Genomic DNA, 15,606 nt, shown 5'->3' on the forward strand with positions numbered 1-15,606 from the left:
CGCGGTGGCGGCCCGCGCGGTCGCGGCGGCACCCAGGGCGCGTTCGGCCGCGGTGGCGGCCGGGTGCGTGGGCGCAAGTCCAAGCGCGCCAAGCGCCAGGAGTTCGAGCAGATGCAGGCGCCGGCCATCGGCGGCGTGAAGGTCCCCCGTGGCAACGGGCAGACCATCACCGTCCGTCGCGGCGCGACGCTGAGTGACTTCGCGGACAAGATCAACGTCGACCCGGCGGCCCTGGTGCAGGTGCTGTTCCACCTCGGTGAGATGGCCACGGCCACCCAGTCCCTGGACGAGGACACGTTCGGTGTGCTCGGCACGGAGCTGGGCTACGACATCCGGCTGGTCTCCCCGGAGGAGGAGGAGCGCGAGCTGCTCAGCTCCTTCAACATCGACCTGGACGCCGAGGCCGCGGCCGAGGACGAGGAGAACCTGCGGCCGCGCCCGCCGGTGGTGACCGTCATGGGTCACGTCGACCACGGCAAGACCGCGCTGCTGGACGCGATCCGGCAGGCGGACGTCGCCCAGGGCGAGGCCGGCGGCATCACCCAGCACATCGGCGCCTACCAGGTGCGCACCCGCCACGAGGACGACGAGCGGGCGATCACCTTCATCGACACCCCGGGTCACGAGGCGTTCACCGCCATGCGTGCCCGTGGTGCCAAGGTGACTGACATCGCGATCCTGGTGGTGGCGGCCGACGACGGCGTCATGCCGCAGACCATCGAGGCGCTCAACCACGCCCAGGCCGCGGACGTGCCGATCGTGGTGGCGGTCAACAAGGTCGACGTCGAGGGCGCCAACCCGCAGAAGGTGCGTCAGCAGCTGACCGAGTACGACCTCATCGCCGAGGAGTACGGCGGGGAGACCATGTTCGTCGACGTCTCCGCCAAGCAGGGCCAGAACATCGAGGACCTGCTCGAGGCGGTGCTGCTGACCGCTGACGCGGCGCTGGACCTGCGGGCCAACCCGAACAAGGACGCCCGCGGGGTGGCCATCGAGGCCAACCTGGACAAGGGCCGTGGCCCGGTGGCGACCGTGCTGGTCCAGCAGGGCTCCCTGCAGGTCGGTGACGCCATCGTCGCCGGCGCCGCCTACGGTCGCGTGCGCGCCATGCTCGACGAGCACGGCACCACCGTCCAGGAGGCCGGACCCTCCCGCCCGGTGCAGGTGCTCGGGCTGGACTCGGTGGCCCGCGCCGGCGACACCTTCGTGGTGGCTCCGGACGACCGGACCGCCAGGCAGATCGCCGAGAAGCGGGAGGCGGCCGACCGGCAGGCCTCGCTGGCCAAGGCCCGCAAGCGGATCAGCCTGGAGGACCTCAACGAGGCCCTCGCCCAAGGGAAGGTCGAGACGCTCAACCTCATCCTCAAGGGCGACGTGTCCGGGTCCGTCGAGGCGCTGGAGGACGCCCTCCTGCAGATCGACGTGGGCGACGAGGTGGACCTGCGGATCATCGACCGGGGTGTGGGCGCCATCACGCTCAACAACATCAACCTGGCGATGGCCTCCGATGCGATCATCATCGGCTTCAACGTCCGCGCCGAGGGGCAGAACGCCGAGGTCGCTGACCGTGAGGGCGTGGAAATCCGCTATTACCCGGTCATCTACCAGGCGATCGAGGACATCGAGAACGCCCTGAAGGGCATGCTCAAGCCCGAGTACGAAGAGGTCGAGACCGGGTCCGCCGAGATCCGGGAGATCTTCCGCTCCTCCAAGTTCGGCAACGTGGCGGGCTCGCTGGTACGCAGCGGCACGATCCGACGCGGCGCCAAGGCCCGGATCACCCGCGACGGTGTCGTGGTGACCGAGAGCCTGGAGATCTCGGGCCTGCGGCGGTTCAAGGACGACGTCACCGAGGTCCGGGACGGCTTCGAGTGCGGGATCAACCTGGGGTCGTTCAACGACATCCAGGTCGACGACGTCATCACCACCTACGAGATGCGGGAGATCCCCCGCACCTGAGGCACCACCGGCGGCGCCGGCTCCCGCGGGAGCCGGCGCCGCCGTTGCCGGTCCCCGCGCCGCGGGGCCGGCAGCAGCGGCAAGGAGGAAGCCACATGGTCGACCAGGCACGCGCCCGCAGGGTCGCCGAGCGGATCAAGGTCCTGGTGAGCGAGGGGCTGCGGACCGAGGTCAAGGACCCCCGGCTCGGGTTCGTCACGATCACCGACACCCGCGTCACCGGTGACCTGCAGCACGCGACCGTGTTTTACACCGTGCTGGGGGAGGAGGCCGACCGGGAGGCCACCGCCGAGGTGCTGACGGCGTACCGGGGACGGCTGCGCTCCTTCGTGGGCCGCGGGCTGGGCATCCGGCTCACCCCCAGCCTGGAGTTCGTCGCCGACGCCCTCCCCGAGGACGCCGCCCACCTGGACGACCTGCTGCGCCGCACCCGCGAGCGGGACGCCGAGCTGGCGGCCCGGCGCCGGGAGGCCGGCTACGCGGGCGAGCCCGACCCGTACCGCCGCCCGCAGGACCAGGACGACCAGGAGCCCACCGCCGGTGCCTGACGACGGACTCGTCGTCGTCGACAAGCCGGCCGGCTGGACCAGCCACGACGTCGTCGGCCGCGCCCGCCGGCTGTTCGGCACCCGCCGCGTCGGGCACGCCGGCACCCTCGACCCGATGGCCACCGGCGTGCTGCTGCTCGGCGTCGGCCGCGCCACCCGGCTGCTGACCTTCCTGGTCGGGTGCGACAAGTCCTACCGCGCCACGGTGCGGCTGGGCGAGCGCACCCTCACCGACGACGCCGAGGGCGAGGTCACCGAGCGCCGCGACGCCGGCGGCCTGACCAGCGAGACGGTCGCCGCGGCGGTCGCCCGTCTGACCGGGCCGCTGTCCCAGGTGCCCAGCGCCGTCAGCGCCGTCAAGGTCGGTGGCCGCCGCTCCTACGCGCGGGTGCGGGCCGGCGAGGACGTGGAGCTGGCCGCGCGGCAGGTCACCGTCCACCGCTTCGACGTGCTGGGTCAGGTCGAGCTGCCCGGCTCCGAGCCGGGTCACCGGGTGCGCGACGTCGAGGTCGAGGTGGAGGTGAGCTCGGGCACCTACGTGCGGGCGCTGGCCCGCGACCTGGGGGAGTCGCTGGGCGTCGGGGGTCACCTCACCGCGCTCCGGCGCACGTGCGTGGGCCCGTTCACGGAGGCCGAGGCGGCCAGCCTGGAGGAGCTGGCCACGGACCCGCCGCGGGGGCTGCTCCCCGCGGGCGCAGCCGCAGCCCGCGTGCTGCCCGTGCGGCAGCTCACCGCGGAGGAGACCCAGGCGCTGCGGCACGGCCGCACGCTGCCGTTGGCGACGGACGGTGCGCCCGAGGCGGTCGCCGCGCTGGACTCCGCCGGCGCCCTGGTCGCCGTGCTCGACGAGAGCGGGGCGGCGGCGCGCAGTCGGGCCGTCTTCCCGCCCGCGGCCGGAAGTTAGAGTGCTGCCCGTGCACCGCTGGCGCTCCCTGGACGACGTCCCCGAAGGCTACGGCCCCAGCGTCGTCACCCTCGGCAACTTCGACGGGGTGCACCGCGGGCACCGGGCGGTGCTGCAAGCCGTGGTGCACCAGGCCCGCGAGCAGGCCCGGCCCGCGCACGCCGTGGCCGTGACCTTCGACCCGCACCCGGTGGCGGTGCTGCACCCGGAGCGGGCGCCCGAGCAGGTGACCGGCCTGGACCACCGGCTGGAGCTGATGGCCGAGACGGGACTGGACGGGGTGCTCGTGCTGCCGTTCACCCGTGAGCTGGCCAGGCAGACCCCGGAGGAGTTCGTCCGGAGCGTGTTCGTCGAGGCACTCGGGGCGACGGCGGTCGTCGTCGGCGCCGACACCCGGTTCGGCGTCCACAACTCCGGCGACATCACGACCATGCGGCGGCTGGGTGAACGGCTCGGCTTCACGGTGCTGACCCTGCAGCCGGTCGGTGAGCTCGAGACCGGCGACGGCGGCCCCCGGCGGGCCTGGTCCTCCACCCGGCTCCGGGAGGCGCTGCGCACCGGTGACGTGGCCACGGCCGCCGACATCCTGGGCCGGCCGCACCGGGTGAGCGGTCCGGTGGTGCACGGTCGCCACCGTGGCCGCGGGCTGGGCTACCCCACCGCCAACCTCGGGACCGACAGCGTCGGGCTGGTGCCCGGGGACGGCGTCTACGCCGGGTGGCTGGAGCGGCCCTCGCTGCCGCCGGACCACCCCGACCGGCGGCTGCCGGCCGCCATCTCCGTCGGCACCAACCCCACCTTCGACGACGTGCCGGTGCGCACCGTCGAGGCGCACGTGCTCGACCGCAACGACCTGGACCTGTACGACGAGGTGGTCGCCGTCGACTTCGTGGCCCGGCTGCGGGGCAACCTGCGGTTCGAGTCGGTCCCCGAGCTGCTGGCGCAGATGGGGCGGGACGTGGCCGTCTCCCGGGCGATGCTGCACCACTGAGATGCGCTACCTGCGCAACGACTGGGCGCTGTACGTCGCCGCCCTCGGGCTGTGCCTGGTCGGCGCGGTCCTCATCTGGTCCAGCACCCACACCCGGGTCGGCCCGGCGCTGTCGGTCCGGCAGCTGATCGCGGTCGGTCTCGGCCTGTCCGCCGCGCTGGCCCTGGTGCGGCTGGACCTGCGCTGGGTCCGGGCCGCCGCGCCGTGGATCTACCTGGCCGGGGTCGCGGGCCTGCTGCTGGTCCTCACCCCGCTCGGAGTGACCGTCAACGGGTCGCGCTCGTGGCTGCACCTGCCCGGCGGGTTCTCGCTGCAGCCGGCCGAGCTGTCCAAGCTCGCCCTGGTCGTGGGGCTGGCCATGGTGCTGGCCGAGGGGCGGGGGGCATCCCGGCTGCCACGGGCCCGGGAGGTGCTGCTCGCCTGGGCGCTGGCCGCGGTGCCGATCGGGCTGATCATGCTGCAGCCCGACCTGGGCTCGGCGATGGTGCTGGCGGCGATGACGGTGGGGATCGTCGCCGCCTCGGGTGCCAGGTGGTGGTGGACCGCGGGCGCCGTTGCGGGCGGGGCGGCCCTCGCGACGGCGGCGGTGGCGGTGCCGTTGCTGAGCCCGCACCAGGTGGACCGGCTGCTGGCCTTCACCGACCCCGCCCTCGACCCGGAGGGGATCGGCTACCAGACCCGGCAGGTGCGGCTGGCGATCGGCTCCGGCGGCTGGGACGGTGCGGGACTCGGCCACGGCCCGCAGACCCAGGGCGGCTTCATCCCGTTCCAGGAGACCGACTTCATCTTCTCCGTGGCCGGCGAGGAGCTGGGCTTCCTGGGTGCCGCCGGGCTGGTGGCGCTGCTGGCGTTCGTGGTGTTGCGCGCGCTGTGGGTAGCGGCCCGCGCCCGCGACGTCTTCGCCCGGCTGGTCGCCGTCGGGGTCGCCTGCTGGCTGGGCGTGCAGACCGTCGAGAACCTCGGGATGAACCTCGGCCTGCTGCCGGTCACCGGGCTGCCGCTGCCGTTCGTCTCCTACGGCGGGTCCGCGATGCTGGCCTGCTGGCTCGCGGTGGGCCTGCTCGCCAGCGCTGAGCTGCTCGAGGACCGGTGAGTCACCCTGTCAGGACGAGGGCTGACCTGGCATGATCTGACCACACGGTGGAAGGAGTCCCTATGGCCCACCCGCAGGCCGTCCACGAGGAGCAGCCCGAGTACACCAGGATCGAGGAGCGCCCCGCCAGCGTCGGGCACCTGTTCCGAGACCGCGTCGCGGCCACCCCGCAGTCGGAGGCGTTCCGGTACCCGGACGGCTCCGGCTGGTCCTCCCTCACCTGGGCGGCGACCGCCGAGCGCGCGTACGCGCTGGCCGCCGGGCTGGTCGACCTGGGAGTGGAGCCCGAGCAGCGGGTCGCCCTGGCCAGCTCGACCCGACTGGAGTGGGTGCTGTCCGACCTGGCGGTGATGTGCGCCGGGGCGGCGACCACGACGATCTACCCGACGACGCTGTCGGAGGACACGGCCTACATCGTGGCCGACTCCGACAGCCGGGTGGTCATCGCCGAGGACGCCTCGCAGCTGGCCAAGCTGGAGCAGCACCGGGACCGGCTGCCCGCGCTCGCCCACGTCGTCGTGATCGACGGTGACGGCGTGGACACCGACGGAGACCGCGTCCTCACCTTCGCCGAGCTGGAGCGCCGCGGCCGGGAGCGGCTGGCTGCCGAGGCCCGCGTCGTCGACGACCGCATCGACGCGCTCACCCCGGAGCACCTCGCCACGATCATCTACACCTCCGGCACCACCGGGCGGCCCAAGGGGGTGCGGCTGCCGCACTCGGCGTGGACCTACGAGGCCGCGGGGGTCGACTCGATCCAGATCCTCGGCCCCGACGACCTGCAGTACCTGTGGCTGCCGCTGGCGCACGTCTTCGGCAAGGTGCTGCTGGTGCTGCCGCTGCAGATCGGGTTCGCCACCGTCGTCGACGGCCGCGTCGACAAGATCGTGGAGAACCTCGGCCAGGTCAAGCCCACCTTCATGGGGGCCGCGCCCCGGATCTTCGAGAAGGCCTACGGCCGCATCACGACCATGGTCGCCGAGGAGGGCGGCATCAAGGCCAAGCTCTTCGACTGGGGCACCGGCGTGGGCCGTCAGGTCGCCGACGCCCGACGGGAAGGCCGCACCCCCGGGCCGGCGCTCCGGATGCAGCACGCACTGGCCGACCGGCTCGTGCTGCACAAGGTGCGCGAACGGTTCGGCGGCCGGATCCGGTTCTTCATCTCCGGCTCGGCCGCGCTCAACACCGACGTCGCCCGCTGGTTCGAGGCGGTCGGGCTGCTCATCATCGAGGGGTACGGCCTCACCGAGACCAGCGCGGCCTCGTTCGTGAACCGGCCCCACCCGGGGGGCTACCGGTTCGGGACGGTCGGGTGGCCGCTGCCGGGCACTGAGGTGCGCATCGCCGACGACGGGGAGGTGCTGGTGCGCGGGCCCGGTGTCACCCCCGGCTACCACGGCCTGGAGGAGGAGACCCAGCGGTCGCTGGAGGAGGGCTGGTTCCACACCGGCGACATCGGCCAGGTGGACGAGCGCGGGTTCCTGTCCATCACCGACCGCAAGAAGGACCTGTTCAAGACCTCCGGGGGCAAGTACGTCGCCCCCAGCGTCATCGAGTCCCGGTTCAAGGGGATCTGCCCCTACGCCAGCCAGCTGGTGGTCGAGGGCGACGGCCGCAACTACGTCACCGCGCTGATCACGCTGGACCCGGACGCGATCCAGGGCTGGGCCGAGCACCACGGCATGGCCGGCCGCTCCTACCGCGAGATCGTCACCTCCCCCGAGGCGAGGGAGATGGTGCAGCGCTACGTCGACGAGCTGAACGCCGGGCTCAACCGGTGGGAACAGGTCAAGCAGTTCGTCATCCTGGAGCACGACCTCACCGTGGAGGAGGGCGACCTGACGCCCAGCATGAAGCTGAAGCGGCGCACCGTGACCCAGAAGTACCGGGACCAGCTGGACCGGCTCTACCAGGCCCAGCCGCAGGGGTAGCGGCCCAGGCCCGCGCCACCCCGCGCCTGCGGGGAGCGTTGCTGCCCCCGGAGGGCGGGCCGCCTACCCTGGGACCCATGTCCACGTCGCTGACCCCCACCCCCCAGGCCAGCCCGGTGCGCCCGCGCGGCGCCAGCGTGTTCGCCGACCTGGAGCCGCTGCTGGACCAGGTCGCCAAGCCGGTTCAGTACGTCGGAGGCGAGCTCAACGCCCAGGTGAAGGACTGGCACGTGGGCGGCCACACCGACGACGGCCGGGAGCGCACCGTCCGCTGGGCGCTGATGTACCCCGACGCCTACGAGGTGGGCCTGCCCAACCAGGGCGTCATGATCCTCTACGAGGTCCTCAACGAGCAGCCCGAGGTGCTCGCGGAGCGGACCTACGCGGTGTGGCCGGACCTGGAGCAGCTGATGCGCGAGCACGGCGTGCCGCAGTTCACCGTCGACGCCCACCGGGCCGTCGGGGACTTCGACGTGCTCGGGCTGTCGTTCGCGACCGAGCTCGGCTACACCAACATGCTCACCGCCCTGGACCTCGCCGGGGTGCCCGTCCACGCCCGCGACCGCACCGAGGAGCACCCGCTGGTCATCGCCGGCGGGCACGCCGCGTTCAACCCCGAGCCGGTGGCCGACTTCCTCGACGCAGCGATCATCGGGGACGGCGAGGAGGCGGTGCTGGCCGCGACCCGGATCATCCGGGAGTGGAAGGAGGCCGGCCGCCCGGGCGGCCGCACCGAGGTGCTGGCGCGGCTGGCGGCGACCGGCGGCGTCTACGTGCCGGCGTTCTACGACGTGGAGTACCTGCCCGACGGCCGGATCAAGCGGGTCGTGCCCAACCGCAGCGGTGTCCCCTGGCGGGTGTCCAAGCACACCGTGATGGACCTGGACAGCTGGCCCTACCCGAAGCAGCCGCTGGTGCCGGTGACCGAGTCGGTGCACGAGCGGATGAGCGTGGAGATCTTCCGCGGCTGCACCCGCGGCTGCCGGTTCTGCCAGGCCGGCATGATCACCCGGCCGGTGCGCGAGCGCTCCATCACCGGGATCGGGGAGATGGTGGAGCGGGGCCTGGCCGCCACCGGCTTCGAAGAGGTCGGTCTGCTCAGCCTCTCCAGCGCCGACCACTCCGAGATCGGCGACATCGCCAAGGGGCTGGCCGACCGCTACGAGGGCACCAACACCGGGCTGTCGCTGCCCTCGACGCGGGTGGACGCCTTCAACATCGACCTGGCCAACGAGCTGACCCGCAACGGCCGCCGCTCCGGGCTGACGTTCGCCCCCGAGGGCGGCAGCGAGCGGATGCGCAAGGTCATCAACAAGATGGTCAGCGAGCAGGACCTGATCCGCACCGTCGCGGCCGCGTACGCGTCGGGCTGGCGGCAGGTGAAGCTGTACTTCATGTGCGGGCTCCCGACGGAGACCGACGACGACGTGCTGCAGATCGCCGAGCTGGCCAAGAAGGTCATCGACACCGGCCGGGAGGTCAGCGGCCGCCGCGACATCCGCTGCACCGTCTCCATCGGCGGCTTCGTGCCCAAGCCGCACACCCCCTTCCAGTGGGCCTCCCAGCTGGGTGCCGAGCAGACCGACGCGCGGCTGGAGAAGCTGCGGGCGGCGATCCGCGCCGACCGCCGCTACGGCTCGGCGATCGGCTTCCGCTACCACGACGGCAAGCCCGGCATCGTCGAGGGCCTGCTCTCTCGCGGCGACCGCCGGCTGGGCGCGGTCATCGAGGAGGTGTGGCGCGACGGGGGCCGGTTCGACGGCTGGAGCGAGCACTTCTCCTACGAGCGCTGGATCACCGCCGCCGAGCGCGCGCTGGCCGACGAGCCGGTCGACGTCGACTGGTACACCATCCGCGAGCGCGGCGAGACCGAGGTGCTGCCCTGGGACCACCTGGACTCCGGGCTGGACAAGGAATGGCTCTGGGACGACTGGCTGGACGCCCTCGACGGGCGCGAGGTCGAGGACTGCCGCTGGACCCCGTGCTTCGACTGCGGGGTGTGTCCGCAGCTGGACACCGAGATCCAGGTCGGACCGACCGGCAAGAAGCTGCTGCCGCTCACGGTCGTCTGACCACGGGCCCTGGCCCCCCACGGTGGGCGGGGGGCCAGGGCGGCGGTCAGAGCCGGCGCAGGGAGAGCACGCCCTCCAGGGCCGCCAGCTTGTCGAGGATCTCCTGCGGCAGCTCGCCGTCGACGTCGATGAGGGTGTAGGCCACCTCGCCGCGGGACTTGTTGAGCAGGTCGGCGATGTTGAGGCCGGCCTCCGCCAGCATGGTGGAGATCTGCCCGACCATGTTCGGCACGTTGGCGTTGGCGATCGCCAGCCGCTGCGTGCCGGGGATCCGGGGCAGCACCGCCTCGGGGAAGTTGACGCTGTTGCGGACCGTCCCGTCGGTCAGGTAGTCGCGCAGCTGCTCGGCCGCCATGACCGCGCAGTTCTCCTCCGCCTCGGCGGTCGAGGCGCCCAGGTGCGGCAGCGCCACCACCCTCGGGTGCTCCTTGAGCGCCCGGGTGGGGAAGTCGCAGACGTAGCCGCGTAGCCGGTCCCCGTCGAGGGCGGCCACGATGGCGTCGCTGTCGACGATGCCGGCGCGGGAGAAGTTGAGCACGACCGCCTCCGGCCGCATCCGCGCCACCTCGGCGGCCCCGAGCAGCCCGCGGGTGCCCTCCACCAGCGGCACGTGGACGGTGACGATGTCGGAGCGGGTGAGGACCTCCTCGAGGGAGGAGGCCTGCTGCACCGCGCTGTCCAGCTGCCAGGCCCGTCCCACCGTGATCTGCGGGTCGTAGCCGATCACCTTCATGCCCAGCCGCAGCGCCGCGTTGGCGACCTGGACGCCGATCGCCCCGAGGCCGATCACCCCGAGGGTGCGCCCGGGCAGCTCGAAGCCGGCGAACTGCTTCTTGCCCTTCTCCACGGCGACGTCGATCTCGGCGTCGTCACCGTCGAGCGACTTGGTCCAGGCCGCGGCCGGGACGATGTTGCGGGCGGCCAGGAACAGCCCGGCCAGCACCAGCTCCTTGACCGCGTTGGCGTTCGCGCCGGGGGTGTTGAAGACGGGGACGCCGCGGCTGGTGAGGTGCTCGACCGGGACGTTGTTGGTGCCGGCACCGGCCCGCGCGACGGCGAGCAGGGACTCCGGGAGCGGCTCGTCGTGCAGCTTGGCCGAGCGCACCAGGATGCCGTGCGGGTCGGTGACGTCGGGGCCGACCTGGTATTCCTCGGGGAGCCGAGCCAGGCCGACCGGGCTGATGGCGTTGTAGGTGCGGATGCGGAAGGTGTCGGTCATGGTGATGTGGCGCTCACCCGTGGCGGCGCTCGAACTCCTTCATGAAGTCGGTCAGGGCGGTCACGCCCTCCAGGGGCATGGCGTTGTAGATGCTGGCGCGCAGGCCGCCGACCGAGCGGTGGCCCTCCAGGTTGACCAGCCCCGCCTCGCGGGCCTCGGTCAGGAAGGTCGGCTCCAGGGCGCTGTCGGCCAGCAGGAACGGCACGTTCATCCACGAGCGCGCCGCCGGGGCGACCGGGTTGGAGTAGAAGGGCGACTCCTCGATCGTGGTGTAGAGCTGCTCGGCCTTGGCGCGGTTGCGCGCGGCCATCGCGGGCAGACCGCCCTGGCGCTCCACCCACTCGAGCACCAGGCCCACGAGGTACCACGCCAGCGTCGGGGGCGTGTTGAGCATCGAGTCGGCGGCCGCCATCTGGGCGTAGTCCCAGACCATCGGGGTCCCGTCGCGGGCCTGCCCGGCCAGGTCCTTGCGCACGATGACCAGGCAGATGCCGGCCGGGCCCAGGTTCTTCTGCGCCCCGGCGTAGATCAGGCTGAACCGGTCCACGTCCACCGGGCGGGACAGGATCGTGGAGGAGAAGTCGGCGACCAGCGGCACGTCACCGGCGTCGGGGACGTAGCCGAACTCGACCCCGCCGATGGTCTCGTTCGGGGTGTAGTGCAGGTAGCGGGACCCGGGGGCCGGGCTGAGGCTGGTGGCGTCCGGGACGGTGCTGTAGCCGCTGGCGGCCTCGTCAGCCACCACCTCGACCTCGGCGAACCGGCGGGCCTCGCCGATGGCCTTCTTCGACCAGGCGCCGGTGTTGACGTAGCTGACGGTGTCGCCGGGCCCGGCCAGGTTCATCGGGATGGCCGCGAACTGGCCGGTCGCGCCGCCCTGCAGGAACAGCACGTGGTAGTCGTCGGAGACACCGAGCAGGCGCCGGAGCCTGGTCTCGGCCGCCGCGGCGACCGCCACGAAGGCCTTGCTGCGGTGGGAGACCTCCATCACCGACATGCCGGAGCCGGACCAGTCGGTGAGCTCCTCCCGTGCCTGCTCGAGCACCTCGAGCGGCATAGTGGCAGGGCCTGCGGCGAAGTTGAACACGCGCACGGGGATCCTCCGTCGTCGTGGCGGGGCGACGCGGCACGGACGCAACGCATCGTCGGGCTGGCCACCGCGTCCGGGGGTGCGCCGAGCGTAGCGCCTTCCTGGCCGGCCCCGGTCGGCGGTCCCCGGCTCGGGTTAGCCTGCCGCGCATGGCAACCCGCAACCGAGTGCCGGAGGGACCGGCCCCGGAGCCGGTCGTGCAGCGGCTCCGCGTCCGGTACGCCAAGCGCGGCCGGATGCGGTTCACCTCCACGCGGGACTTCCAGCGGGCGCTGGAGCGGGCAGTCCGCCGCGCCGGGGTGCCGATGGCCTACTCGGCCGGGTTCCACCCCCACCCCAAGATCTCCTACGCCAACGCCGCCCCCACCGGTGCCGCGAGCGAGGCCGAGTTCGTCGAGCTGAGCCTGAGCCGGGTGGCGGACCCGGAGCGGGTCCGCCGCGAGCTGGACCAGGCGCTGCCCGACGGGCTGGACGTGGTGGCGGTGGTCGAGGCCGGGCCGGAGCCGCTGGCGGACCGGTTGCAGCTGAGCCGGTGGCAGATGTGCTTCCCGGGGCTGGCGGCCGCCGCGCTGCAGGAGTGCCTGCAGCAGTTCCTGGCCCGCGAGGAGGTGCTGGTGACCCGCATGATGAAGCGGGGGCCGCGGGAGCTGGACGCCCGCGGGCCGGTGCTGCGCGCCGAGGTGACCGACGCCGCGGACGGGCCCGAGGCCGGTGAGCAGCTGCCGGGGTGCTGCCTGCTGGTGTGGGTGCGGCACACCACGCCCACGATCCGCCCTGAGGAGCTGTGGCGGGCGCTGGCGGGGGTGTCGGGGCGCGAGCTGCCGCGGCCGCGTGCCACCCGCGCCGCGCAGGGGCCGGAGCAGCGTGACGCCGACGGCACCGTGCAGGTGGGGGACCCGCTGGACGGCTGAGTGGCGCGCTGGCAGCGGGGCGATGGCCGCTCGGGAGCCCTCTCGTGTGCGATACTCGGAACTGGCCGCGCAGGTCGCCACACCGCCTGCGTGGTCCGGTCGGGCCCCCGGCCCGTGGTGCGGCAGGACGCCGGCACGCGGAGGCCCCTCGGACGACGAGCAGGCCCGACCGGCGCCGACCGGGTGGACGCGCACCCAGCGCGAGCCCGTCGGCGCGACCATGGACGACTTCCGTCCGGCCCGGCCACGGGCCCGACGGCGCACCGCGCACGAGACCGAGCGGGACAGCCCCGGTGTGGGCCCGGCCTCGTGCCGCGAGAGGACGGCGATGGCCTCCCTGGACGACACCGGACGCACCGACGACGGCGCACGGGCACCCGAGCAGACCGACCCGGAGGAGTCGCCGCCACCGGCAGCCGGTCCGGGCTTCTCCACCCTGTTCTCTCACCCTGGCAGCGGTGACCCCGAGCCGGAGCCGGAGCCGCGGCCGCAGCAGACGGCCGCCCCGACGGCCCCCGCGAGCGGGTTCGGACTGGTCTTCCAGGCCCCGGACCTCTCCGAGGTCCCCACCCGTCGCCGCCGTCCCGAGGACGAGACCCAGGACGACTCCGAGGACGACTCCGAGGACGACTCCGACGACGGCTCCGAGGACGAGCTCGAGGCCGACAGCGGTGACCAGGACCGCCGGGGCCGCCAGGACCGCCGAGACAGCCAGGATCGTCCCGAGCGGCAGGGCAGCCGGCGTCGTCAGGACAGCCGCGAGACCGACCAGGACCGGGACGAGGACGACCGTGACCGGCGCGACGGCCGCGACCGCGGGGAGGACGAGGACTCCGAGGAGGAGTCGGGCCGAGGCCGGCGCCGTCGCCGACGCGGCGGCCGCGGGCGGCGCAGCCGTGGCGGCTCGGGGGACGACTCGGAGGACCAGCAGGGCGAACGGGCTGACGCCGGCGGCGACCAGGAGCGCAGCGACCGGGACGGCGCGGCCCAGCAGCCCGGTGAGACCCGCGACGATGACGAGCAGACCGGTGGGCGCGGCCGGGAGAGCCAGCCGCAGGGGGAGACCGCCGGGGAGGACGACGGCGGGGCGCAGGGCGAGCAGCCGGAGCAGGACGGCAGCAGCAAGCGGCGGCGCCGCCGTCGCCGCAGCACCACCGGTGACGGCGAGGCCCGCCGCGGCGGCAAGGCCAAGGACGGCAACGGCAAGGACCGGGACAGCAGTGGCAGCGGCGGCAGCGGCGGCAGCAAGGACCGGGACGGGGTCTCCGGCGTCAAGGGCTCGACCCGGCTGGAGGCCAAGCGGCAGCGCCGCCGGGAGGGCCGGGAGGCCGGTCGCCGGCGCACCGTCATCACCGAGGCGGAGTTCCTGGCCCGCCGCGAGAGCGTCGACCGGGTCATGGTCGTGCGTGGGCTGCCGGACCGCACCCAGATCGGGGTGCTCGAGGACGGCGTGCTGGTGGAGCACTACGTCTCCCGGAGCACGCAGAGCACCATGGTCGGCAACGTCTACCTGGGCCGGGTGCAGAACGTGCTGCCCAGCATGGAGGCCGCGTTCGTCGACATCGGCAAGGGCCGCAACGCCGTGCTCTACGCCGGTGAGGTCAACTGGGACGCCGCCGGCCTCGAGGGGGAGCCCAAGCGCATCGAGAACGCCCTGAAGTCGGGGGAGTCGGTCCTGGTGCAGGTCACCAAGGACCCCATCGGCCACAAGGGAGCCCGGCTGACCTCCCAGGTCAGCCTGCCCGGCCGCTACCTGGTCTATGTGCCGGGCAGCTCGATGACCGGCATCTCCCGCAAGCTGCCCGACACCGAGCGGTCCCGGCTGAAGAAGATCCTCAAGGACGTGGTGCCGGCCGACGCCGGGGTCATCGTGCGCACCGCCGCCGAGGGCGCCAGCGAGTCCGAGCTCCGGGCCGACGTGGAGCGCCTCACCGGGCTGTGGGAGCGGATCCAGGGCAAGCAGCGCTCGGCCAGTGCCCCCGCCCTGCTCCACGGCGAGCCGGACATGACGGTGCGGGTCATCCGCGACGTGTTCAACGAGGACTTCTCGCGGCTGGTGGTGGCTGGCGACCAGGCCTGGCAGGAGGTCAAGGACTACGTGGACACGGTGGCCCCGGACCTCTCCGAACGGCTGGAGAAGTGGACCGGGACCGAGGACGTGTTCACTCACCACCGGATCACCGAGGCGCTGGCCAAGGCGATGGACCGCAAGGTGTGGCTGCCCTCCGGCGGGTCGCTGGTCATCGACCGCACCGAGGCGATGACGGTCGTGGACGTCAACACCGGCAAGTTCGTCGGCTCCGGGGGCAACCTGGAGGAGACCGTCACCCGCAACAACATCGAGGCCGCCGAGGAGATCGTGCGGCAGCTGCGGCTGCGCGACATCGGCGGCATCATCGTCATCGACTTCATCGACATGGTCCTGGAGTCCAACCGGGACCTGGTGATCCGCCGGCTGCTGGAGTGCCTGGGACGGGACCGCACCAAGCACCAGGTCGCGGAGGTCACCTCGCTGGGGCTGGTCCAGATGACCCGCAAGCGGGTCGGCTCCGGGCTGGTCGAGGTGTTCTCCGAGTCCTGCGAGCACTGCCAGGGCCGCGGCATCGTGGTCCACCCCGAGCCGGTCGAGCGCGCCGAGCCCTCCGGCAGCGGCCGGGGCAAGCGCAAGGGCCGCGGCGGCAACGGCAGCGGGAACGGAAGCGGCAACGGCAACGGGAACGGCCAGCCGGAGCCCAGCGGCCCCACCCCGGCGCAGATCGCCGCCGCCGCGCACGCGGCCGCGCTGCAGGCCAGCGCCCAGGAGAAGGGGCAGGACCGCGAGGCCAGCTCGTAGGCACCGAAGATCCGGCCCCGTAGCTCCAGGGCGTCGTCGATGCTCTTCATCCCGG

11 protein-coding genes are annotated in these 15,606 nt (G+C 73.2%); 9 read left to right on the forward strand and 2 right to left on the reverse strand.

What is annotated here, in order from left to right; genetic code table 11:
- From infB to GFJ45_RS11480, 7 genes are all read left to right on the forward strand, one after another.
- Positions 1-1,959, forward strand: a 1,959-nt coding sequence (infB, locus tag GFJ45_RS11450) for a translation initiation factor IF-2 (RefSeq protein ID WP_153397309.1), incomplete at its 5' end; no start/stop codon positions are given.
- Positions 1,960-2,054: 95 nt separating this feature from the next.
- Positions 2,055-2,507, forward strand: coding sequence for a 30S ribosome-binding factor RbfA (rbfA, locus tag GFJ45_RS11455; RefSeq protein WP_153397311.1), 453 nt, complete (start codon positions 2,055-2,057; stop codon positions 2,505-2,507).
- On the forward strand, positions 2,500-3,411 hold the full coding sequence (truB, locus tag GFJ45_RS11460) for a tRNA pseudouridine(55) synthase TruB (RefSeq protein WP_153397313.1): 912 nt from the start codon (positions 2,500-2,502) through the stop codon (positions 3,409-3,411). Before rbfA ends, truB begins: the two co-directional genes overlap by 8 nt.
- A 10-nt stretch (positions 3,412-3,421) precedes the next feature.
- Positions 3,422-4,402, forward strand: coding sequence for a bifunctional riboflavin kinase/FAD synthetase (locus tag GFJ45_RS11465; protein ID WP_153397315.1), 981 nt, complete (start codon positions 3,422-3,424; stop codon positions 4,400-4,402).
- 1 nt (position 4,403) lies between these two features.
- Entirely contained in the window at positions 4,404-5,495 is a 1,092-nt protein-coding gene (rodA, locus tag GFJ45_RS11470; RefSeq protein WP_153397317.1) for a rod shape-determining protein RodA, read from the forward strand.
- A 62-nt stretch (positions 5,496-5,557) separates the two neighbouring features.
- On the forward strand, positions 5,558-7,426 hold the full coding sequence (locus GFJ45_RS11475) for an AMP-dependent synthetase/ligase (RefSeq protein WP_153397320.1): 1,869 nt from the start codon (positions 5,558-5,560) through the stop codon (positions 7,424-7,426).
- A 77-nt stretch (positions 7,427-7,503) separates the two neighbouring features.
- On the forward strand, positions 7,504-9,498 hold the full coding sequence (locus GFJ45_RS11480; protein WP_153397322.1) for a TIGR03960 family B12-binding radical SAM protein: 1,995 nt from the start codon (positions 7,504-7,506) through the stop codon (positions 9,496-9,498).
- Positions 9,499-9,544: 46 nt separating this feature from the next.
- Here the strand turns inward: GFJ45_RS11480 and GFJ45_RS11485 are convergent, their stop codons facing one another.
- A complete protein-coding gene (locus GFJ45_RS11485) occupies positions 9,545-10,717 on the reverse strand; it encodes a phosphoglycerate dehydrogenase (protein WP_153397324.1) in 1,173 nt (390 codons plus the stop codon).
- Positions 10,718-10,730: 13 nt separating this feature from the next.
- Entirely contained in the window at positions 10,731-11,810 is a 1,080-nt protein-coding gene (serC, locus tag GFJ45_RS11490) for a 3-phosphoserine/phosphohydroxythreonine transaminase (protein WP_153397326.1), read from the reverse strand.
- 146 nt (positions 11,811-11,956) lie between these two features.
- Between serC and GFJ45_RS11495 the strand changes: the two genes are divergently transcribed.
- Together GFJ45_RS11495 and GFJ45_RS11500 are read left to right on the forward strand one after the other, a co-directional pair.
- Positions 11,957-12,718, forward strand: a complete 762-nt coding sequence (locus GFJ45_RS11495) for a TIGR03936 family radical SAM-associated protein (protein ID WP_153397328.1) — start codon at positions 11,957-11,959, stop codon at positions 12,716-12,718.
- A gap of 328 nt (positions 12,719-13,046) precedes the next feature.
- Positions 13,047-15,551: an Rne/Rng family ribonuclease gene (locus tag GFJ45_RS11500; protein WP_323368734.1), complete on the forward strand. Its 2,505-nt coding sequence runs from the start codon at positions 13,047-13,049 to the stop codon at positions 15,549-15,551.
- The last annotated feature ends 55 nt before the right edge of the window (positions 15,552-15,606 follow it).

Source organism: Ornithinicoccus halotolerans, from assembly GCF_009602535.1.
Lineage (GTDB): Bacteria > Actinomycetota > Actinomycetes > Actinomycetales > Dermatophilaceae > Ornithinicoccus > Ornithinicoccus halotolerans.